At 66.2% G+C, this 20,371-nt stretch carries 18 protein-coding genes; all 18 read right to left on the bottom strand.

Features of this window, described 5'->3' with window-relative positions:
* Window positions 1–35 precede the first annotated feature (35 nt).
* Window positions 36–2,390, bottom strand: coding sequence for a xanthine dehydrogenase family protein molybdopterin-binding subunit (locus QHC78_RS05955; RefSeq protein ID WP_319742972.1), 2,355 nt, complete (start codon window positions 2,388–2,390; stop codon window positions 36–38).
* Window positions 2,383–2,883 (bottom strand): (2Fe-2S)-binding protein, encoded by a 501-nt coding sequence (locus QHC78_RS05950; RefSeq protein WP_319742971.1) that lies wholly within the window; start codon window positions 2,881–2,883, stop codon window positions 2,383–2,385. Before QHC78_RS05950 ends, QHC78_RS05955 begins: the two co-directional genes overlap by 8 nt.
* Entirely contained in the window at window positions 2,880–3,332 is a 453-nt protein-coding gene (locus tag QHC78_RS05945; protein ID WP_319742970.1) for an SRPBCC family protein, read from the bottom strand. Before QHC78_RS05945 ends, QHC78_RS05950 begins: the two co-directional genes overlap by 4 nt.
* 44 nt (window positions 3,333–3,376) lie before the next feature.
* Complete coding sequence (locus QHC78_RS05940) at window positions 3,377–4,189, bottom strand: FAD binding domain-containing protein (RefSeq protein ID WP_319742969.1); 813 nt, start codon at window positions 4,187–4,189, stop codon at window positions 3,377–3,379.
* Between the two features lie 134 nt (window positions 4,190–4,323).
* The gene (locus QHC78_RS05935; protein ID WP_319742968.1) at window positions 4,324–5,487 is read right to left on the bottom strand and encodes an acyl-CoA dehydrogenase family protein; all 1,164 of its coding nucleotides are present in this window, start codon (window positions 5,485–5,487) and stop codon (window positions 4,324–4,326) included.
* Entirely contained in the window at window positions 5,468–7,606 is a 2,139-nt protein-coding gene (locus QHC78_RS05930; RefSeq protein ID WP_319742967.1) for an acetate--CoA ligase family protein, read from the bottom strand. The genes QHC78_RS05935 and QHC78_RS05930 overlap by 20 nt, the downstream gene beginning before the upstream one ends.
* Window positions 7,607–7,623: 17 nt before the next feature.
* Window positions 7,624–8,466 (bottom strand): p-hydroxycinnamoyl CoA hydratase/lyase, encoded by an 843-nt coding sequence (locus tag QHC78_RS05925; RefSeq protein WP_319742966.1) that lies wholly within the window; start codon window positions 8,464–8,466, stop codon window positions 7,624–7,626.
* A 162-nt stretch (window positions 8,467–8,628) separates the two neighbouring features.
* Complete coding sequence (locus QHC78_RS05920; protein ID WP_319742965.1) at window positions 8,629–9,144, bottom strand: disulfide bond formation protein B; 516 nt, start codon at window positions 9,142–9,144, stop codon at window positions 8,629–8,631.
* A gap of 13 nt (window positions 9,145–9,157) precedes the next feature.
* Window positions 9,158–9,865 (bottom strand): MarC family protein, encoded by a 708-nt coding sequence (locus tag QHC78_RS05915; RefSeq protein ID WP_319742964.1) that lies wholly within the window; start codon window positions 9,863–9,865, stop codon window positions 9,158–9,160.
* Window positions 9,866–9,889: 24 nt separating this feature from the next.
* Entirely contained in the window at window positions 9,890–10,651 is a 762-nt protein-coding gene (cobA, locus tag QHC78_RS05910; RefSeq protein WP_319742963.1) for a uroporphyrinogen-III C-methyltransferase, read from the bottom strand.
* Between the two features lie 19 nt (window positions 10,652–10,670).
* A complete protein-coding gene (locus QHC78_RS05905; protein WP_319742962.1) occupies window positions 10,671–11,183 on the bottom strand; it encodes a DUF934 domain-containing protein in 513 nt (170 codons plus the stop codon).
* Window positions 11,176–12,906: a nitrite/sulfite reductase gene (locus tag QHC78_RS05900; RefSeq protein WP_319742961.1), complete on the bottom strand. Its 1,731-nt coding sequence runs from the start codon at window positions 12,904–12,906 to the stop codon at window positions 11,176–11,178. Before QHC78_RS05900 ends, QHC78_RS05905 begins: the two co-directional genes overlap by 8 nt.
* Window positions 12,907–13,188: 282 nt before the next feature.
* Window positions 13,189–14,706, bottom strand: coding sequence for an amidophosphoribosyltransferase (purF, locus tag QHC78_RS05895; RefSeq protein ID WP_319742960.1), 1,518 nt, complete (start codon window positions 14,704–14,706; stop codon window positions 13,189–13,191).
* A 29-nt stretch (window positions 14,707–14,735) separates the two neighbouring features.
* On the bottom strand, window positions 14,736–15,224 hold the full coding sequence (locus tag QHC78_RS05890) for a CvpA family protein (RefSeq protein WP_319742959.1): 489 nt from the start codon (window positions 15,222–15,224) through the stop codon (window positions 14,736–14,738).
* On the bottom strand, window positions 15,221–15,988 hold the full coding sequence (locus QHC78_RS05885; protein ID WP_319742958.1) for an SPOR domain-containing protein: 768 nt from the start codon (window positions 15,986–15,988) through the stop codon (window positions 15,221–15,223). The genes QHC78_RS05890 and QHC78_RS05885 overlap by 4 nt, the downstream gene beginning before the upstream one ends.
* 58 nt (window positions 15,989–16,046) lie before the next feature.
* Window positions 16,047–17,372, bottom strand: coding sequence for a bifunctional tetrahydrofolate synthase/dihydrofolate synthase (gene folC / locus QHC78_RS05880; RefSeq protein ID WP_319742957.1), 1,326 nt, complete (start codon window positions 17,370–17,372; stop codon window positions 16,047–16,049).
* Between the two features lie 83 nt (window positions 17,373–17,455).
* Window positions 17,456–18,223 carry a type I methionyl aminopeptidase gene (gene map / locus QHC78_RS05875; RefSeq protein ID WP_319742956.1) on the bottom strand — a complete coding sequence of 256 codons (768 nt, stop codon included), beginning with the start codon at window positions 18,221–18,223 and terminating at the stop codon, window positions 17,456–17,458.
* A 24-nt stretch (window positions 18,224–18,247) separates the two neighbouring features.
* Window positions 18,248–20,080, bottom strand: coding sequence for a DUF2207 domain-containing protein (locus QHC78_RS05870; RefSeq protein WP_319742955.1), 1,833 nt, complete (start codon window positions 20,078–20,080; stop codon window positions 18,248–18,250).
* Between the last annotated feature and the right edge of the window lie 291 nt (window positions 20,081–20,371).

The following is a 20,371-nucleotide window of genomic DNA, read 5'->3' as shown; positions in this document are numbered from 1 at the left end:
CCTTGCGGGAGCCGTGAACCGGTCCGCGGCTGCCCTCAACGGGCTACCCGGCCCCGCCTTATGGTTTCCCAGATGACCGGTGGCGTGGCGGGCATGGGAAGCTCTTCGGTGGTGACGGCTTCCAACGCATCCGCCAGCGCGTTGAAGATGGCTGCGGTCGCGGGCGTAATGCCGCTTTCTCCGCCTCCTTTCACGCCCAGCGCATTGCCGTGCGTCGGATCTTCGGTCAATTCAACGTCCAGCCGCGGCGGCATGACCTCGGCACGCGCCACGCCGTAATCCATGTACGAGCCGCTGAGTACCTGCCCGCTTTCGGGATCGATCTGGTAATCCTCCAGCAAGGCCTGGCCTATGCCCTGGGCCAGCCCCCCGTGCACTTGCCCTTCGACGATCTGCGGATTGATGGGGCGTCCCACATCGTCGATGGACGTGTAGCGGACGATCTCGACATCGCCCGTTTCCGGGTCCACCTCGAGCTCGCATACCGCCGTGCCGGTCGGATGCGCAGGAATCCGGCCATTGAACTCGGCGGCGGCCGCATAGCGCCGCACCTCGGGCTGGCCCGGCATTCCGTCCCGCTCGATACGCGCCGCGACCTCGAACAGGCCGGCCGACCGGCCGGTGGCCGGATCCACGAAGCGCCCCTGTTCAAAGCGCAATGATTGCTCGTCGCATGCGAGCAACAAGGCGGCGACCGGCGCCCCCGACGACCGCAACTGGGCGGCGGCGTCCCCGATCAAATGACCGACCAGCCGCATGGAGCGATCCGAATGGGACCCCCCTCCCACCTTGACGAAGGCGGTGTCCCCCGTGCGCATTCCTATGGACTCGAACGGCACGCCCAGCTCGTCGGCCAGGACCTGCCGGAACGTCGTCTCGTGCCCTTGGCCGGTACTCTGCGTGCCTACGACGCAATCGACCCTGCCATCGCCCGCGATGACGAGCTCGATCCGCTCCCGGGGCGCACCCACGGGTGACTCCACGTAATTGGCCAAGCCCACGCCCAGCCACTTGCCTCTCTTCAGCGCCGCCTGCTTGCGCGCCTCGCGGCCGTCCCACTCGCAGACGACGAGCGCCCTTTCCATATTGGCGGCGAACTGGCCGCTGTCGTAGGTCAGTCCCATGGGACTGCGGTAGGGCATTTGCTGAGGCTGGATGAGGTTGCGGCGTCTCAGTTCGATGCGGTCCATGCCGATCTGGCGTGCCGCGATGTCCAGCATCCGCTCCATCACATGCGTGGCTTCCGGCCTGCCCGCACCCCGGTAAGGGCCCGTCGGCGGCGTGTTGGTCAGCACGGCGGACAGCAGCGCCGTGGCCACCGGCACGTGATAGACCGTGGTCATGATGCGCGAGCCGTTGGCCAGCGGAACATAGGACACGGTGTGCGCGCCGACGTTGCCGATGACTTCGTTGTCGATGGCCAGGATGCGTCCTTGCTCGTCGAAGGCCATCGCGGCACGGATGACCTGGTCCCTGCCCTGGTAATCCGCGAGGAAGGCTTCGTTGCGGTCACTGGTCCACTTGACCGGTCGGCCCACCCGGCGCGCGGCCCACAACACCGCGAGCTGGTCGGGGTTCACGCAGCTGCGTGGGCCGAAGCCTCCGCCCACGTCGTGGGACACCACGCGCAGCCGCTCCGGGGGAATGCCCAGCGCATCCGCCATGCAGAGCTGTTGCCGCGTCACGCCCTGGCTGCCGGCGATCAGCAAGTATTCGTCCGTGCGCGCATCGTAGCTGCCGAGCACCGAGCGGGGCTCCATCTGGCAATTGACGATGCGGCTGTTGCGGAATTCCTGGCGCACCACATGGCGCGCGCGCGCAAACGCCTGCCGCACGGCTTCCTCGTCGCCGATGCGGGTCTGGAAGCACAGGTTGCCGGGCGCGCCGTCCCACAGCTGCGGCGCATCGGCGTCCATGGCCCGGACCGCGTCCACCACGGCCGGCAGCGGTTCGTAGTCGATCTCGACCAGGTCGCAGGCATCGCGGGCTTCGCGCACGCTGCGCGCCACCACCAGCACGACGGGCTCGCCGACATGCCGCACGCGGTCCACCGCAAGCGGCAAGTGCCGCTGGTTGAATATCGCTCCTGTCAGGGATTCGGTGAAGGCCCGTTCGCGGAAGGCGACGGCATCGGCCGGATTGGGAATGTGATCCATGCCCCGATGGCCGTCGTCGAGATAATCCTGGCCGCGCAGCACGGCCAGCACGCCAGGGGCCTCCAGCGCGGCTTGGGCATCGATGGCGCGGATCACGGCATGGGGATGAGGGGAACGAACGAAAACGCCATAAACCTGGTCCGGCAGGTTCATGTCGTCGGTATAGCGCCCCTGGCCGCTGACCAGGCGGACATCCTCCGCGCGGGGCAATGGCTGGCCTATGAATCTATCCATGGCGGTGCGTCCCGAGCGGCTTGCCGGCGGCCATGCGCGCCTGGGCGGCGTGCTTGACGGCACGAATGATGTTGACATAGCCGGTGCAGCGGCAGATGTTGCCCTCCAGCGCGCGGCGGATGTGAGCGTCGTCGAGCGAACCGTCGGTATCCAGGTAGTAATCGATCGCCATCATCATGCCCGGCGTGCAGAATCCGCACTGCAGGCCATGGCACGCCACGAAGGCCGCCTGCACCTCCCCCAGCGCATCCGGCCGGCCCAAGCCTTCCACCGTGACGACTTCACCGCCGCTGGCCTGCGCGGCCAGCACCGTGCAGGATTTCACGGCGGCGCCGTCGAGCTTGACGGTACATGCCCCGCATTGGCTGGTGTCGCAGCCAACGTGGGTGCCGGTCAATCCCAACTCGGAGCGCAGCAACTCGACCAGCAGCGTGCGGTCGTCGACCTCCCGGCTTACCGGCGCGCCGTTCACGCGCAATTCGACCTTGATCATGTCTGGGCCTTCTCGCCGGCCATGGCGCTGAAGCGCCGGAAGAACTCCTCGGCCAGCTTGTTGGCGACCGAGCCGATCATCCGCGATCCGATCTGCGCGAGCTTGCCGCCGACCTGGGCCTGGGCCCGGTACGACAGCAGCGTGCCCTCCCCGTCGTCGGCCAGTTCGACGTCGGCCACCATCTTGCCGAAGCCGGCCATGCCGCCATCGCCTTGGCCGACGAGGCGGTAGCGGATCGGCTCCTCCTTGTCGGCTATCGCCAGCGTACCTTTGAACCGGGCCTTGACCGGCCCGATGGCTGCGACCACGGTAGCCGCATATTGGTCGGCGCCGGTTTCGTCGAACGATTCGCAACCCGGCACGCAAGCCTGCAGGATTTCCGCAGTATTGAGGTATTTCCAGACCAACGCACGCGGCGCTTCGAGCCGATGCGATCCCTTCAGTTCCATGTTGTCTCCGACTGTGTTTTGGGTGCCGGTTTGCCGGCGCCGACCTATTCCGCCGCCCCGCCGGGCCCTTGCAGCGCAGCCCAGGCGCGCCGCGTCAGGACCCGTACCAGGTTGGCGCGATAGGCCGCGCCGCCGGCGCGATCCTCGTTCAGCGTGGATTCGTCCAGGCCCGCTTCCTCCACGGCCGCGATACCGCCGGCGGCAAGCGCCTGCTCCGCTTCCTGCCAGCGAAAGACGCATGGCCCGGCCCCCGTCACCGCTACCCGTGGCCCGGCAGCGGTCTCGGCGATGAAAACACCGGCGACGGCGTAGCCCGTGGCCTTGTGGCGGTATTTAGCGTAGGCACTGCGCCGGGGGATGGGAAACTCGAAACCGACGATGACCTCCCCGGGTTCGAGCGCGGTCTCGAACATGCCGGCGAAGAATTCGTCGGCCGCGATGCGGCGCCGGTCGGTCAGCACGGTGGCGCCCAGGCCCAACACGGCAGCCGGGTAGTCGGCGGCCGGATCATTGTTGGCGACCGAGCCTCCCATCGTGCCGCGATTGCGCACCTGAGGATCGGCAATGACCTCGGCCAGGCTGGCGAGCCCGGGGATGGCGCCGCGCACCACGGCCGACGCGGCCACCTCCGCATGCCGGGTGGCCGCGCCGACCCGAAGCAAACCATTGTCCGCCGACACGCCCCGCAGCTCCTGCAGCCGGGACAGATCCACCAGATGGGACGGCGCCGCCAGCCGCTGCTTGAGCGTGGGGATCAGCGTCATGCCGCCAGCCAGCGGCCTTGCCTCGGGTTCGCGCGCCAGCCAGTCCAGCGCCTCCTGCAGCGATGCCGGACGCACGTAGCTCAAGGGATACACGATGTCTCCGTTTATTGTTCCGGGGGCGGCAGCCGGCCGCCGCCGTATCGCGCTCTACTGTAGAAGAAACGGCCGTCCGGCTGAAACACGGGATTGCGATGGATTAACAAGCAATTTCGATCAGTGCGCGCGGCTCACGCCTCGTAGCGCTTGAGCATGGCGCGGGCGATGACCAGCTGCAGTACCTGGCTCGTCCCCTCGTAGATGCGCAGGGCCCTGGCATCCCGGTACAGCCGTTCGACATGGTGCTCCGCCACGTAGCCGGACCCACCGTGAATCTGCAGGGCCCGGTCGGCGATCCGGGACAGCGCCTCGGAACAGAAATACTTGGCGGCGGCCGCCTGGCTGCGCGCGTCTCCGCCGGCTTGCAGTACCTGGGCCGCTTGCGTCACCAGCGCATGCCCGGCCAGGTACTCGGTCTCGGAATCGGCCAGCATGGCCTGAACAAGCTGGAACTGCGCAATGGGCTGGCCGAATTGCCGGCGCTGCACCGCATAAGTGGCCGCTTCGTCGATCAGGCGGCGCGCCATGCCCAGGGCGGAAGCCGCGACACTGAGCCGGCCGCCGTCGAGGACCTGCATGGCCGTCTTGAAGCCTTTCCCCAGCGCGGCCTCGCCTCCGATCACGTTCGACACCGGGACGCGCACATCCTCGAAGATCACATCGCTGATGGGCGAGCCGCGCTGGCCGAGTTTCTTTTCCGGCTTGCCGACATGCAGGCCCGGCGTGTCCCGGTCGACGATGATGGCGCTGATGCCTCCGGCCCCTGGTACGCCTGGATCGGTACGGGCCATCACGGTAAAGACGTGTGCCCGGGTCGCGTTGGTAATGAAGCGCTTGGTGCCGTTGATGACCAGCATGTCGCCGTCGCGCTCGGCGCGGGTCTTCAGGCTGGCGGCATCGGAACCCGCATCCGGCTCGGTCAGGCAAAAGGCTGCACGCAAGTCGCCGCTCGCCAGGCCGGGCAGGTATTTGCGTTTCTGCTCCTCGGTGCCGGCCAGGACGATGCCCTTGCTGCCTATGCCCACATTGGGCCAGAACACCAGCCTGAAGGCAGGCGAGGTATAGCTGAAGGCCATCTGCACCTGTACTTCCTGCATCAGGTCCAGCTCGCACCCGCCGTACTCCTCGGGAATACCCAGGCCGAACAGGCCCATCCGCTTCATCTCCTCGATGATTTCGGGCGGCACCTCTTCGCGCTCTTCGACTTGCCGCTCCAGCGGCATCAGCCGCTGGCGGATGAAGCGGTCGATGGCATCCAGCAGTTGCGGAAAGGTCTCATGATCGAATGCCGGCATTGTGGGCTGCCTCCTGTCCAGCCATGACGAACAAGGCATCGAGTGCAACGATGCCCTCCCCTGCGGGCAGTGCGATAAGCGGGTTGACGTCTACTTCGACAATCTCGGGATTGGCCAGCACCAGGTCGGCCAGCTTGCGCACCGCCGCGGCGACTGCCGCCACATCCACGGCCGGGCGTCCGCGCAGTCCGGACAGCAGCCGGGCCCCCTTGAGCTTGCCCAGCTCGCGCACGATCTGGGCCTCGGTCAGGTCGGGCGCAAGCAGGCGGACGTCCTGCAAGGCTTCGATCCAGATCCCTCCCAGTCCGACAAGCGCCACCACGCCCCAATTCGGATCACGCCGGCAGCCTATGACCAGTTCCAACCCGGGTGCAGACATGGCCTCGACCAGCATGCCATCCAGCACCAGGCCCGGACGATACCGCCCGATTGCCGCTTCGATCCGCTGCCAGGCGGCTTCCAGTGCCTGGGCATCGGCCAGGCCGATCGCCACCCCGCCCGCATCGCTCTTGTGCATCAACGCATCGGCCTGGGCCTTGAGGACCACCGGATAACCTATCCTCCCGGCAATTTCCAACGCTTCCTCGCGAGTCCGGGCCAAGCCGCCCGAAGGCGTTCCGATGCCCAGATCGCGCAGCCATTGCTTGCCCTTGTACTCGGCCAGCGGCCCGGGGCGCAACTCCGGAATCCGGGCCCCTCTGCCTGCGCTGCGATCGCCGGCCGCAGCGCGCAACCGCCCGTAGCGGTGCACGTGCGCCATGGCACGCAATGCGCGGTCGGGCGACCTCAGGAACGGCATCCCGCTTTCCTTCACGCGCGCGAGGAATTCCTCGCCCAGCGGACCACTGTCGCCCATCATTACAAAACAGACGGGCTTGCTGGAGGTCTGCATGACCGGCAACAGCGACTCGGCCTTGGCCAGTTGCTGGGCGGGCGATCCCCCCATGAGCGGCATGACGAGGCTGCCTACGTCAGGGTCATCGAGGATGGCGCGTGCGGACTGACCGAAGATCTCCGGCTTTTGCATGCCGATGGCGGTCAGGTCCAGCGGATTATCGGGCGCCATGAAGTCAGGCAGGATCTCGGACAGCGCCTGCATCGTTGCCGGGGCAAACTCTGCCAGCTCGAGTCCGATGTCCTCGCAGAAATCGAGCGCCACGCCTCGCAGCGCGCCGGAATTGGACGCGACCGCCGCCTTGCCCTGCGCGACGGGCGCCGGATAGCGGGCCAGGATGGCTGTCACATCGAACAACTCGTCCATGGTGTCGACGACCACCACGCCTTCGCGCTCGGCCAGGGTGCGCATGGTCTGGTAGTCGCCGGCCAATGCTCCGGTATGGGACTTGGCGGCCTCGCGGGCGCGCTGGCTACGGCCCGGGTGCATCAGCACCAGGGGCTTGCCGAGTTCGCGAGCGCGCGCCGCCACCCGCAGGAAGGCAGCCGGTTTGCGCAGCATCTCGACGAAAACAGCAAGCGCGTCCACGTCGGGCGCCTCTACCAGCGCGGCAAGGAAATCCTCGGTGCTCAGCACGGCTTCGTTGCCGGTGGAAACCGAAAACGACACCCCCAGTCCCTTGCCGTGGAAAGCCTGCCGCAGGTTGCCGCTCATCGCCCCGCTCTGGGCGACGATACCGATCCGCGGCCCGTGCCCGACGGACACGGGCTGTACCGGCTCGAACGTCAAAGGCACGCCATCGGCGAAGTTGATGAACCCCAGGCAGTTGGGACCGAGCACCGCAACACCGCCTTGCCGGGCAATACGCGCCAGTTCATCCTGGCTTGCACGCCCGTCGTCGCCAAGCTCGGCAAAACCGGAAGCAAACACGACTGCCGCCCCGACGCGGCGGCGCCCGCACGCGGCAACCGCCTCGCACACCGCCGCCTGCGGCACGACCAGGACGGCAACATCGACACCTTCAGGCAGGTCATCGATGGTCTTGACGCACGGTATGCCGTCGACCTCGTCGCGGCTGCGGCTGACCAGGTGCAATTTCCCGGCATAGCCGAAGCGCCGCAGGTTGGCCAGCAGCAGCCCGCTGACCGACGCCGGCTCGGGCGAAGCTCCCACGACCGCGATGGACTGCGGCCGCAGCAAGCGGTCCAGATCAATGGAAGACATGGAAGCCCCCTGCGCTATCAGCGCTGATAGGCGCCGAGGCCCGGCTTGAACGTCTTTTCGTCGAGGAACTGCTTCATCGCGGTATCGCGGCCGCGCTCGGGATCATGGAACGTGCCCTGGTCGACCTTGGCCATGAGGTAGTCCGCGGCCTGCTCCCAGCTCATTTCCGCGGCATAGCGATGGGCGATCTTGGCCTGGCGCAGCACCGTGGGATTCTTCTCCATCAGGACACGCGCCAGTTCGCGGGTGCGCTCGCGCAGGCGCGCAAGGGGCACGGCTTCGTTGACCAGGCCGATGTCTGCGGCACGGCGGCCATCGAAGGTTTCGCCAGTCATGACGTAGTACATGGCCTCGCGTTCCCGCACCAGGGTAGCCAGCGCCCGGCTCACCACCCCTGCGGGAATGATGCCCCAGTTGATTTCCGAGAGGCCGAAGGTGGCTTCCTCGGCCGCAATGGCCAGGTCGCACGACACCAGCGGCGTGAAAGCGCCGCCGAAGCACCAGCCGTTGACCATCGCGATGGTGGGCTTGGAATAGAACCGCAGCTGGCGCCACTGCCACAGGCCGTTGGCCCGGAACAGACGGGTACGTTCCTTGGGATCGTTGTCCGTCGCGCGGAAGTACTCCCGCAAATCCATGCCGGCAGAAAAGGAATCACCGGCACCGGTGAGGACCATGACCTTGCAGCGGTCGTCCGCTTCCAACTCTTCCAAAATGCGGACCATGTTGTAGACGATGCCCGGATTGATGGCATTGCGTTTTTCCGGGCGGTTCAGCGTCACCCAGGCGATGCCGTCTTCGAAATCCACCAGGACGGGGGGACGGTCGGCGGGGGACTGGGATGCGGTATTGGCGGTCATGGGGTCTCCTCGATAAGTTGGCGCAATGGTGGTTGCGCGTGCGTCTAGTGCACCTACTATATAAACTTGGTTTATATAAAGCAACTTGTTTTTTTCGAGTAGCCGCCAGACGCCTTTCCCCCGCGGAAAGTAACCCGATAGCGCGACGGAAAGATTCCTTTGCTAGGGCGTATTGCCGGCAAACAGCGGGCGGGGACGCTGGCGCAACAAGAAGGCGGCACCGGCTGCCACGGCAAGGATGACGAACAGGAGCAGGCTCCACAGCTCGTAGCGCACGCCGAGCAGGTCGACCGCGGCATCGGCGCAAGTGGCGTAGATGCCGAACACCTGCGGCACCGCCTCGTCCAGGCCCGACGCGCTCATGAAACGGTCGGCGAAGGTCTGGGCGCAACTCATCAATTGCGAGGCCACGTTGTGCTGGTAGACCGCGGCGGCCACGCCCGCGACCGCCAGCAAGGCCACGACGCCCGCGCAGGCCTTCTGCGCGCCGGCGGCCCGCCGCAGCACCAGGCCCAGCACGGCGAATACCGCGATGGCCAGGTAGATCAAGCGTTGGAATACGCACCAGGCACAAGGCTGCATGTCGAACACATGTTGCGACACCAGCGCGATGGCGACCGCCCCCAGGCTGGCCATGGCAATAAACGCGAGCAGGCGATCGACGAGGACGGTTTTCATGAATGCGGGTTGCTCAGGTAGGTGGATACAACGCAGCCTGGCGCAAGATGCTCAGGATCATTTCGGACGCACCGTCCCAAATGATCTGGACTCCCAGGCACAACAGGATGAATGCGGACAGGCGCAGGAACACGGCCGTTCCCGTATCGCCCAGCAGGCGCAGGAGCTGCTGCGCATAGCGGAAGGCGAGCAGCACCGAGACGGCTACGATGACCAGTCCGAACACGGCCCCCACGATGCGGGTCGCGCTTATGATCAGCGTGGCGTGATCGTGCAGGCTCGCCCCGACAGTAATGGCGGCCGCAATCGAACCGGGCCCGCAGGCGATGGGGAACGTCAACGGAAAGAAGGCCCGGTGGTTGGCCATTTCGGCCGTAAAGCCCTCGGCCATGCGTGCCGAGCGCTCCGCCCCGCCGTCGCTGGAATTGAGCAGCCGCCAGGCGCTGGCCACCACCAGCAGCCCCCCGCCCACCCGCACGATGGCCAGCGAAATACCAAAGAAATCGAGCACGATGGACCCGATCAACATGGCGGCGCACAGCAACAGGAAAACGTTGCGGGCAATCTTGGCTGCCAGCACTTCCCGCATGCTTGTGGAAGCGCCTTCGGTCAGGGACAGAAATATCGGCGCCGTCGCGGTGGGATTCAATATAGGGACAAGCGTCGCCAGCGAGAACAGGAAGCTCTTTCCCAGCGCCAGCCCAAAATCTTCGATCAACATGACCGAAGTGTAAGAGAAATAGGGTCAGGCCGCAGCGATCTGCCCTGCTCCCTGGGCCGGCAGTTGCGCGCCCTGCTCGATCAGTTCGGCATAGACCTCGCCCACCAGGATCAGCGCCGGCCCGCCGGCCAATTGCCGCGCCGTTTCGGGCAGGCGCGCCACGGTGGTGGGCAAGACCCGCTGGGTCGGCAAGGTGGCATCCTCGACCAGTACCGCCGGACGCGCCGGGGGCACGCCGGCCGCTAACAGGCCCCCGGCGATCGCCTCTGCCTGCCGGCTCGCCATGTAGAGGACCGCGGTCTCGGCGCCCCTGGCGGCGTCGGCCCACGCATGGGGACGCTCGCCCGTGCCTACGGCGGGCGTCAGGAACACTACGCTGCGGCTCAGCCCGCGCCGAGTGAGCGAGCGGCCCAGCGCGGCACTGGCACCGAATGCCGCGCTGATGCCGGGCACGACCTCGACGTCGATGCCGGCATCGAGCAGCGCGGAGATTTCCTCCTGGGCGCGGCCGAACAGCATGGGGTCGCCCCCTTTGAGCCGAACCACGCATCCGTGGCGCCTAGCGGCGTCGACCAATTGGCGGTTGATGAAATGCTGCGCAGTGGACAGCTGGCCGCAGCGCTTGCCCACGGCCACGCGGCGGGCCTGCGGTGCCATGTCGAGCACCGATTCGTCGACCAGCGAGTCGTGGAAGACGACATCGGCGCGGGCCAGCACGCGTGCCGCCCGCAAGGTCAGCAGATCGGCTGCGCCCGGCCCTGCTCCCACCAGATATACCTTGCCCATCGGTGATCTCCCTGGACCGTCAGACGGCCTGCGGCACGGGGTAGGTTTTCTGGTAACCGGCGGTAAAAGTGCCCAATGCCTTCAGCGCCTCTTGCGGGTCATGACCGGGCTTGACCGCGAAGCTGTCGAACCCCGAGCGCGCCTGGTAATGAATGGTATCGATCATCACGTCGCCCACGGCGCGCAGCTCGCCCTGCCAGCCAAAACGCGTACGCAGCAAGTAAGCGATGGAATAACCGCGGCCATCGGTGTAGACCGGGAAATCGACGGCGATCAGCGCCAGGCCCTGCGGATCGACGCGGCCGCCTTCCGCCAGCTCGGCCGGGTCGTCGGCCGGCGCAAGCAGCACGCCCACCGGCTGGCTGCGGCCGCGCAACCGGGCCTGCGCCGACAGCCAGAGCGGAAGCGGCACCAGCCAGTTTCCGCTTTCCGGCGGCAAAGGTTGCGCGTCGGTCGCCTCGAAGCGCTGCCAGTTGTCGACTTCGAGCTTGCCTGCGCGGATCAAGGTAGCTTGTTGGCGGACTTCAGACATGAGCTGCCTCGGTAATGGCCTTGGCCTGTTTGCGTTCGGCATAGACCCGGGTTTTGAAAGGATCGATGCCGACGCGCTCGACGACATCGATGAAACGCTCGGCATCGCTGTCGCGCAGTTCGAGGTAGGTCTCGACCAGGTTGGCGACGACGTCGGCCACTTCGCCGCGCGCGAACGACGGCCCGATGACCCGGCCGATGGCGGCACCGCCGCCCCGCGTGGATTCGATATCGGGCAAGGGCTTGGCAGCCCCGCTCTGGCGACCGCCTAGCGTGACCTGGTACCACTCCTCGCCCGCCTTGTCGACGCCGAGGATGCCGATGTGGCCCACGTGGTGGTGGCCGCAAGAATTGATACAGCCCGAGATGTTCAGGTCGAGTTCGCCGATTTCGTACAGGTAGTCGAGATCGTCGAACCGGCGCTGGATGGCCTCGGCCACCGGGATGGACACGGCGTTGGCCAGCGCGCAGAAATCGCCGCCCGGGCAGGCGATGATGTTGGTCAGCAGGCCGATGTTGGGCGTGGCGAGCTTGAGCTCGTCGAGCTCCTTCCAGAGCGCGTAGAGCTGGCTGCGGGCGACGTCGGCGAAGACCAGGTTCTGCTCGTGGGTGACCCGCATTTCGCCGAAGCTGAAACGGTCGGCCAGATCGGCGACGGCATCCATCTCGTCGGCGGTGATGTCCCCCGGCGGCACGCCGGTGCGCTTGAGCGACAAGGTCACCGCCGCATAGCCCGGCACCTTGTGGGGATGGGTATTGCGCCGCAGCCACTGTGCGAAGCGCGGATCGTTGCCGGCGTGCTGGGTGGAGGTATCGAGCCCCGGATCGGCCGCGTACGGCGTGGCGGTGAAGCGGCCCGCGACGGCCTCCACCTGTTCCGCCGTCAAGGTTTCCGGCCCGTCCTTCAGGTGCTGCCATTCCTGTTCGACCTGCTCGGCAAACACCTGCGGCGTGAGGTCCTTGACCAGGATCTTGATCCGCGCCTTGTACTTGTTGTCCCGGCGCCCATGCAGGTTGTAGACCCGCAGGATAGCCTGCAGGTAGGTCAGCAGATGCTGCCAAGGAACATAGGAATTGATCAGCTGGCCGACGATGGGGGTCCGGCCCAGGCCGCCTCCGACCCAGACGCGAAAGCCGGTTTCGCCGTCCTGCTCGACGGCTTGCAGCCCGATATCGTGCACGCCCACGGCCGCGCGGTCGGTTACCGCCCCGCTCACCGCGATCTTGAATTTGCGCGGCAGGAAAGCGAATTCCGGGTGGAAGGTCGACCACTGCCGTATCAATTCGCACCACACCAGGGGATTGACGATCTCGTCCGGCGCGACCCCCGCGAACTGGTCGGTGGTCGTATTGCGTATGTCGTTGCCGCTGGTCTGGATGGCGTGCATCTGTACCTTGGCAAGTTCGGCGAGGATGTCGGGGACGTCCTCCAGGCGGGGCCAGTTGAACTGGATGTTCTGCCGGGTGCTGAAATGGCCATAGCCCCGGTCCCACTTGCGTGCAATGGTTGCCAGGGTACGCAGTTGGCGCGAAGCCAGCATGCCGTAGGGGATCGCGATGCGCAGCATGGGCGCGTGGCGCTGGATATACAGCCCGTTCTGCAGCCGCAGCGTGCGGAACTCGTCCTCGCTCAGTTGCCCGTCCAGGAAACGCCGCGTCTGGTCTCGGAACTGCGCGACACGCTGATCGACCAGCAGCTGATCGATGGGTTGGTACTGATACATGCAGCAAGCCTCTACGGATGTGGCCAAATAGGAGAAGGCGGTACGCGCCCGATCGGCAGGGAGCAAGCGCGCGCTAGCGCAGGACGAACGCATCCCCGGGCACAGCTTACAAATACCGGCTTATGAATAAAACGAAGGGTTCGTAATGTGTATATACAAAATAATGTCTAAAGCCAGGGTTCAGGTAGAACGTGCGCTTATATTCGCCGCCGGAAACGACAGCGCGCACCCGCGGTGCGCGCTTCGCCGGCCGCTGGCGCGCCGCCGGCCCGGCCCGGGGCCTCAGCCGTCGTTGGCGGCGTAGCCCATGTTGACGCGCAGGCCGCCCGCCCCGCCGTTGTCGCGGTCATTGCGCATGCGTTCGATGTGGTCCAGGTACTCCGGCGTCACGTCGCCCGTTACGTAATGGCCGTCGAAACACGAGGTTTCGAACTGCGTGAGCTGGGGATTCATATCGGTCACCGCCTGGCGCATTGCCGTCAAGTCCTGGTATACCAGCGCATCGGCGCCGATGACACGCGCGATTTCCTCGTCCGAACGGCCATGGGCGATCAGTTCGCTGCGCGTCGGCATATCGATGCCGTATACATTGGGGAAACGTACCGGAGGCGCAGCCGACGCGAAAAACACCTTGTTGGCCCCCGCGGCGCGCGCCATCTCGACGATCTCGCCGCTGGTGGTGCCCCGGACGATGGAATCGTCGACGATGAGGACATTCTTGCCTTTGAATTCCTCGCTCATGGCGTTGAGCTTCTGGCGCACCGACTTCTTGCGCACGGCCTGGCCCGGCATGATGAAGGTCCGGCCCACATAGCGGTTCTTGATGAAGCCTTCGCGATAGTCCAGGTTAAGCCGGGCGGCCAGCTGCATCGCCGCCGGGCGGGCCGAATCGGGAATCGGCATCACCACGTCCACCTCGCCCAGGCGCAGGTTGCGGGCGACCTTGTCGGCCAGGTACTCGCCCATGCGCAGGCGGGCGCTGTATACCGATACCCCATCCATCAGCGAATCGGGCCGGGCAAAGTACACGTATTCGAAAATGCACGGGCTCAGCTGCGGATTGTCCGCACACTGGCGGGCGCTGAAACGTCCGTTGTGGTCGACGAAGATGGCTTCGCCGGGCGCGACGTCGCGCTCGAGCTTGAATCCCATGCCCTCCAGCGTGACCGATTCCGACGCCACCATCCATTCGACGCCGGCCTCGGTTTCGACCTTGCCCACGCACAGCGGCCGGATACCGTAGGGATCCCGGAAAGCCAGCATGCCGTAGCCGGCGATTTCGGCCACCACGGCGTAGGCGCCTCGTACACGGCGGTGCACGGCCGATACCGCCTTGAAAATGGCGTCCTCGTCCAACGACACGCCGTTCGACGAGCGCTGCAGTTCGTGCGCGAGGACATTGAGCAGCACCTCCGAATCGGAGTTGGTGTTCATGTGACGCCGATCGACACGGAACAGCTCTTCTCGCAGCGATTCCCAGTTGGTCAGGTTGCCGTTGTGGGCGAAGGTGATCCCGAACGGCGCGTTGACGTAGAAAGGCTGCGCCTCTTCCGCGCTGGAGCTGGAACCGGCGGTGGGATAACGGACCTGGCCGATACCCGAGGTGCCGGGCAAGGAACGCATGTTGCGCGTACGGAACACGTCCCGAACCAGTCCATGCGCCTTGAACATATTGAATGTGTTGCCTTGCGACGTGGCAATGCCCGCCGCGTCCTGACCGCGATGCTGCAACAGCAGCAGACTGTCGTAGAGCAACTGGTTAACCGGCGCGTGCGAGACGACACCGACGATTCCACACATGAGAGCCTCTTATCAGCAGCACAAACTTCTTAATAGCGGATCCAGTCCGAGAACTGTTCCGGCAGATACGGCTTGATCGCCCGCACGCCTTGCTCGGCATAGGGAGACAAGGCCGCTTCGGTCCACCAGGCCTCCTTGGGCATGGGCGTGAACCCGGCGGCGACCACGAGCACCAGCACGATCACCAAGCCTCGCGCCAGGCCGAAAACCGCGCCCATGCCCCGGTCGGCCAGCGACAGCCCGGTGGCTTTGAGCAGCAGCCCAAGGGCGACATTGACGACGCCCACCGCCAGCAGCACGGCGATGAACACGCCCGCATAGCCGATCGCCATTCGCAACACGGGATTCTCGATGTACGTCACCAGCCATTCGTAAACCGCCGGTCCGTACCGCATCGCACCGACGAACGCCGCGACGTAGGCCACCAGCGACAAGATTTCCTTGACCAGGCCGCGAAACAGGCCGATTACCACCGACGCCCCCAGGATGAGCAAGACGCCGTAGTCGAAAGTCGTCACAACGGTACGATCGAACTGCTGAAGCCGGCCGACGTGATACGGGCGCGGGCGGCATCGGCGGCTTCGCGCGAGGCAAAGGGGCCCACGCGGACGCGGAACACGTCGCCTTTGCCGGTCTTGACCCGTTCGGTAAAGCTCTTGATGCCGGCGGCATTCAACCGGTCGCGCATGTCGTTGGCGCGATCCTCGGTGGAAAAGGCCGCGATCTGTACCGCGAAACTGCCCTTGCTTTCCGCCTTCGGCGCGGCCGGAGCCGCACCCCCGCCTTCCAGCAAGGCCCGGGCCCGGGCCGCCTCGGCGCGGGCAGCGTCGGCCTTGGCCGTGTCGCTGGGCGCCGGCCGTGTCGGAGCAGGCGGCGCCGCAGCCGGTTTGGGCGGCTCAGGTTGGACCGCGTCCGGCTTCGGAGGTTCAGGCTTTGCAGGCTCGGGTTTGGGTGGCTCGGGTGCCGGTGCCGGCTTGGGAGGCTCGGGCGCGGCCACGGGAGGCTCGGGCACCGGAGCCTGGGCGACAGGCGGCTCGGACGACATGTTGCGGTCGGGAATCTGGATGGGGATGTCGTCGGGCAGGAGCTGCGGCTCGGAGTCGAGCACCATGGGCAGCACGATCACCGCTGCCAGGACCATCGCGATGGCGCCCACGAGACGGCGGCGGGCGCGGCGGCGCGCTTCCTGTGCGGGATCCTGCGAGTCGGCCCCGGCTCCATAGCCGGCGCGGTTGGATTTGGCCGTGGTGGCCGCCTTCTTCTTGCGCTCGAGCAATCCCATTGATACGTCCGGCTGAAACACGCGGCGGCGGCCTGCGCCTGCCTTGCAAGGGCCCGGCTCAGCCCGCGCGGGCGGCCTTGGCCGCACGCATGGACGCCAGTACGCCCGCCACGGTAAGGAAAGATCCGAAGACCAGGATTCTATCACCCTCGCCCGCCCGTTCTTGCGCTGCCGCAAAGGCAGTTGCCGGATCGGCGTAGGCCTGGATCGACGAATCCTTGCCCTCCTGCACGCCCCGGGCCCGCAAGCGCTCGGCCAGCGCCTCCCCTGACAAGCCACGGGGACCGGGCAAGCCGGTGCAATACCAGTGGTCCACGCGATCGCCGAGCTTGGCCAGGACGCCATCGACGTCCTTGTCGTTCAGCATGCCGAATACCGCATGGGTATAGGGGTAGAAACCCATGTTGTCGAGGTTGTCCGCCAGCACGGCGGCCGCATGCGGATTGTGCGCCACGTCGAGGATGACGGCCGGCCGGCCCGGCAGGATCTGGAAACGGCCCGGCAATTGGACTTGCAGCAGTCCCAGGCGCACTGCCTGCTGCGGCACCGGCAACCGGTCGCGCAAGGCCTCGAGCGCGGCCAGCGCCGCCGACGCGTTCAGGAGCTGGTTGGCGCCTCGCAGCGCGGGGTATGCCAGCGCATTGCGCCGCTGGCCCCGCCCTCCGTAGCTCCACTGCTGCTTGTCGCCGGAATAGTTGTAATCGCGGCCGAAGCGCCACAGGTCCGCACCGATGGCCTCGGCATGGTCCAGCAGCGACTGCGGAGGAACGGGATCGGCACAGATTGCCGGCCGGCCCGGCCGATAGATGTGCGCCTTTTCCCAGCCGATCTTCTCGCGATCCTCGCCCAGCCACTCCATGTGGTCGAGGTCCACGCTGGTCACGATGGCGCAGTCCGCACCGACGATATTCACCGCGTCCAGCCGTCCTCCCAACCCCACTTCCAGCACGACCACGTCCAGGCCCGCCTGGGAGAACAGCCGGAGAATGGCCAGCGTGGTCAGTTCGAAATACGTCAGCGAAATATCGCCCCGCGCCGCGTCTACCGCCGTGAACTGCTCGGCCAGGGCTGCATCGGCGGCGGGCTCGCCGTTGATCCGTGCGCGTTCGTTGAAATCGAGCAGATGCGGCGAGGTATACAGCCCCACCTTGTATCCCGCGCACAACAAGATCGACTCGAGCATGGCGCAGGTCGAACCCTTGCCGTTGGTGCCGCCGACCACGATGGTCACGGCGCCGATCTCGAGCTGAAGCCGCTGCGCCACGATACGGACGCGGTCCAGCCCCATGTCTATCGGACGGCCATGAATGGATTCGAGATAAGTCAGCCATTGCGCCAGCGGACTTTGCGCATCGGGGCGGGGAACAGGTTGCGAAGACGACATGAAAACGACCGGAAAAAAAGACTATGGGACGCCGGCCTGACAGGCCTTGCGTGCCGGTGCTGAAAGGCTGCGCAGCCCGGCGCTTAGCGCTTCGCGGGCCACTCGGTGAGGATGTCGTAGCCATCGTCCGTGACGGCCACCATGTGCTCCCATTGGGCGGACAATGAGCCGTCCACCGTCACCACGGTCCAATCGTCGTTCAGGACTTTCACTTCATGGCGGCCGGCGTTGAGCATGGGCTCGATGGTAAAGACCATGCCCTTCTTGAGGCGCAGACCCGTGCCGGGGCGGCCGTAGTGCAACACTTGGGGCGGCTCATGGTACTTGCGCCCGATACCGTGCCCGCAGAAGTCGCGAACTACGGAAAAACCGGCGTCCTCGGCATAGGTTTGAATGGCCGCGCCGACATCGCCCAGCGTGGCCCCCGGCCGCACTGCGGCGATCCCGCGCAACATGCTTTCCAGCGTCACATTGACGAGCCGCTCGGCCTGCGGCGACGGCTTGCCGGCAAAGTACATCCGGCTGGTATCGCCATGCCAGCCGTCCTTGATGACGGTCACGTCGATGTTGATGATATCGCCATCGCGCAGCACATCCTGAGGTTTCGGTATGCCATGGCATACGACGCCGTTGATGGACGTGCAGAGCGTCTTGGGAAAGCCGTGGTAGCCGACGTTGGCCGGGACGGCCTTCTGTACCTTGGTAATGTATTCGTAGCAGCGGCGGTCCAGTTCTTCCGTCGAGACGCCGGGCTGCACGTACTCGCCTATCATTTCCAGGACCTCGGCCGCCATGCCGCCCGCAACACGCATAGCTTCGATTTCTTGCGGGGACTTGATCGTAATTGCCATGCAGGACTCCATGTTTACGCGATTTTACCGCTGCCCGTCGCCAGACTGGGGGGCCGGCACCGGGCGTGCGGTACGCGCCGGCGCGGCCTTGGCCGTCCACCTGTCCAGCGACCGCATGACAGCGCGGGGCCGGTCCAGTACATCGTGGCTCCCGCCGTAGCGGGCCTGCATGTCCATCAGCGCCGCCGAGGCGGCGCCGCGCACCCTGGCCGCATGAGCGGCCGCCCACTTGCGCTCGAGCCCGAAGGCGAGCGCGTAAGGCAAGTAGCGTTCGTAGCGCGCCAGTGCCGTCTCGGGATCTTCGGGCAGCGTACCGGGTCGCGCCAGGAAGCGCCGGAAACCGTCGATCCGGTTCCGCAGCTTCCGGCCTTGCGAGGTGTAGCCCCGCAAGCCCAGAAAACCGGCGCATACCCATGGCAACAGTAGCAACGGGGCCAGCGATACCAGCAGCAGCGTTTCCGATTCCGCATTCAGGGCAATCACGGCCACCCCGCCGGCCAGGCAACCGGCGGCGAACAGGCCGAGAACGGTCCGGCTCGCCACACTGGTGGCGCCGGTTCGCCATTGCTGGTATGCCGCAAAACATGCCGGCACCGCGGGTAGCGGCAACAGGATTCCCCATGCGGACCACGCGAGCAGCGTCCCCTCGCGTATGAGGACCAGACCCACCAGGGCCACGGTCATGACGATCCACAAATAGAGCCCCCGCCTCGCCGCCTCGTCGTAGGATACGAACAGGCGGCGCGCATAGGCTTCGTCCAGCCACTCGCGCTGGGCGCGCTGCGCTTCGTCATAGCAGTGCCGATACAGTCCGTCGAACCGCAACAATGTCCGGCCCGCGGAGAAGAACCGGCCCAGCATGCCGTTGAGCAAAGGATCGTGGCGGCCATCGGTCCCGGTCTGGTTGCGCAGCCGTTCGACATACCGCCCGTCCGGCTTGACGCAGACGCGGATGGAGCGCCGCGCCAGCAGCTCCATCATGCCCGACAGGAACACCCAGCGGTCATATCCTTTTTTATAGACATAGCGCAGCACAGGCGCCGACAAACCGTCGGGCGGTTCCGCCGCCATGCTCTTGTCCCGGCGCCCCAGCCTGTGCACGCGCGCCCAGGCCAGCAGGTAATGCAGCAGCAACAGCGCCGCACCGGCCGCGGCAACCCAGGATTCGGCATGGTCCTGCACGCCCAGCCACCAGGCCCGCAGCGGCCCGGGCCGGACCACGTGGCCGGCCGGCCAGGCCAGTTCGATGGCCATCGTTTCGCCAGGCGCCAGGGATCGGCCGGAAACGAATACCGCGCGCCCATCCTCTTTTTGTTGCACGACACCGGGCACCCTTTGCCCTGCCACGGCCGCGTGCAACACGGGCGCGTCATCCGGCAGGACGACACGCACGCGGACTTTGTCGATGGGAAACCGCCACGATGCGCCGGTCACGTCCCACGCGAGCCGGTCCTCGCCGCCGGCATGGATCAGTTGCCGGCTCACCCGGTAAGTCAAGGTGTACAGGTACTCGCCGGGGCGAAAGACGACGTCCTGGCGGCCAGTGGAGATGCGCACGCCATCTCTGAGGCGCGACGACACGAAGGGCTCGGCACGGCCGTCGCGCCGCACGGATATAACGTCCAGGCGCGCGGTGTTCCGCGAGCCGTCGGCGTGCCGGTACAAATGCGCGAAGTCCCGCTCGATCCCGCGCTTGATCTGCCTGCCTTCGGAGCGCACGCGCAGGTTCTCGGTGACCAGCAGGTCACCGCCGCGCTCCACTTTGATATCGCTGAAAAACTCGAGGACGCGCTCGTCCGCCTTCGCCGTGCCGCTCAGAACGAGCAGCCAGCACAGGGCCAGCAGCCAGACTCTCATGCACGACCCCGTCAAAGCACTGGGCCGGGCCGCCCGGTCCGAGCCGCGCATGGCCTGCCCACCCTAGTGGCAGCCTCGCCACGATCATAGAAAATGCCGGCCGCCCCGGCCATTAGGTTCGATCCGCAATCCGACATGACACCAGCCTTGTTTTCGCAGGACTGTACCACCGGCTACGCCCGCCGGCCCGGTAGCCGGTCTCAAGTTGTTTCCTTGCAAAGAGCCCGGGCGCCGCGCAAAGGCAACTGGACGATTGACATGCCGATATCTGGCACATAAAATTTTTGAACT

Source organism: Pigmentiphaga sp. (genome assembly GCF_033795525.1).
Lineage (GTDB): Bacteria > Pseudomonadota > Gammaproteobacteria > Burkholderiales > Burkholderiaceae_B > Pigmentiphaga.
This window is presented reverse-complemented; position numbering and strand designations above follow the sequence as displayed.

Bases quoted from the DNA above. Each gene is read 5' to 3' on its own strand.
- QHC78_RS05955 (WP_319742972.1), bottom strand. From the start codon at position 2,390: ATGGATAGATTCATAGGCCAGCCATTGCCCCGCGCGGAGGATGTCCGC.
- QHC78_RS05950 (WP_319742971.1), bottom strand. From the start codon at position 2,883: ATGATCAAGGTCGAATTGCGCGTGAACGGCGCGCCGGTAAGCCGGGAG.
- QHC78_RS05945 (WP_319742970.1), bottom strand. From the start codon at position 3,332: ATGGAACTGAAGGGATCGCATCGGCTCGAAGCGCCGCGTGCGTTGGTC.
- QHC78_RS05935 (WP_319742968.1), bottom strand. From the start codon at position 5,487: ATGCCGGCATTCGATCATGAGACCTTTCCGCAACTGCTGGATGCCATC.
- QHC78_RS05930 (WP_319742967.1), bottom strand. From the start codon at position 7,606: ATGTCTTCCATTGATCTGGACCGCTTGCTGCGGCCGCAGTCCATCGCG.
- QHC78_RS05925 (WP_319742966.1), bottom strand. From the start codon at position 8,466: ATGACCGCCAATACCGCATCCCAGTCCCCCGCCGACCGTCCCCCCGTC.
- QHC78_RS05920 (WP_319742965.1), bottom strand. From the start codon at position 9,144: ATGAAAACCGTCCTCGTCGATCGCCTGCTCGCGTTTATTGCCATGGCC.
- QHC78_RS05915 (WP_319742964.1), bottom strand. From the start codon at position 9,865: ATGTTGATCGAAGATTTTGGGCTGGCGCTGGGAAAGAGCTTCCTGTTC.
- cobA (WP_319742963.1), bottom strand. From the start codon at position 10,651: ATGGGCAAGGTATATCTGGTGGGAGCAGGGCCGGGCGCAGCCGATCTG.
- QHC78_RS05905 (WP_319742962.1), bottom strand. From the start codon at position 11,183: ATGTCTGAAGTCCGCCAACAAGCTACCTTGATCCGCGCAGGCAAGCTC.
- QHC78_RS05900 (WP_319742961.1), bottom strand. From the start codon at position 12,906: ATGTATCAGTACCAACCCATCGATCAGCTGCTGGTCGATCAGCGTGTC.
- purF (WP_319742960.1), bottom strand. From the start codon at position 14,706: ATGTGTGGAATCGTCGGTGTCGTCTCGCACGCGCCGGTTAACCAGTTG.
- QHC78_RS05885 (WP_319742958.1), bottom strand. From the start codon at position 15,988: ATGGGATTGCTCGAGCGCAAGAAGAAGGCGGCCACCACGGCCAAATCC.
- folC (WP_319742957.1), bottom strand. From the start codon at position 17,372: ATGTCGTCTTCGCAACCTGTTCCCCGCCCCGATGCGCAAAGTCCGCTG.
- map (WP_319742956.1), bottom strand. From the start codon at position 18,223: ATGGCAATTACGATCAAGTCCCCGCAAGAAATCGAAGCTATGCGTGTT.
- QHC78_RS05870 (WP_319742955.1), bottom strand. From the start codon at position 20,080: ATGAGAGTCTGGCTGCTGGCCCTGTGCTGGCTGCTCGTTCTGAGCGGC.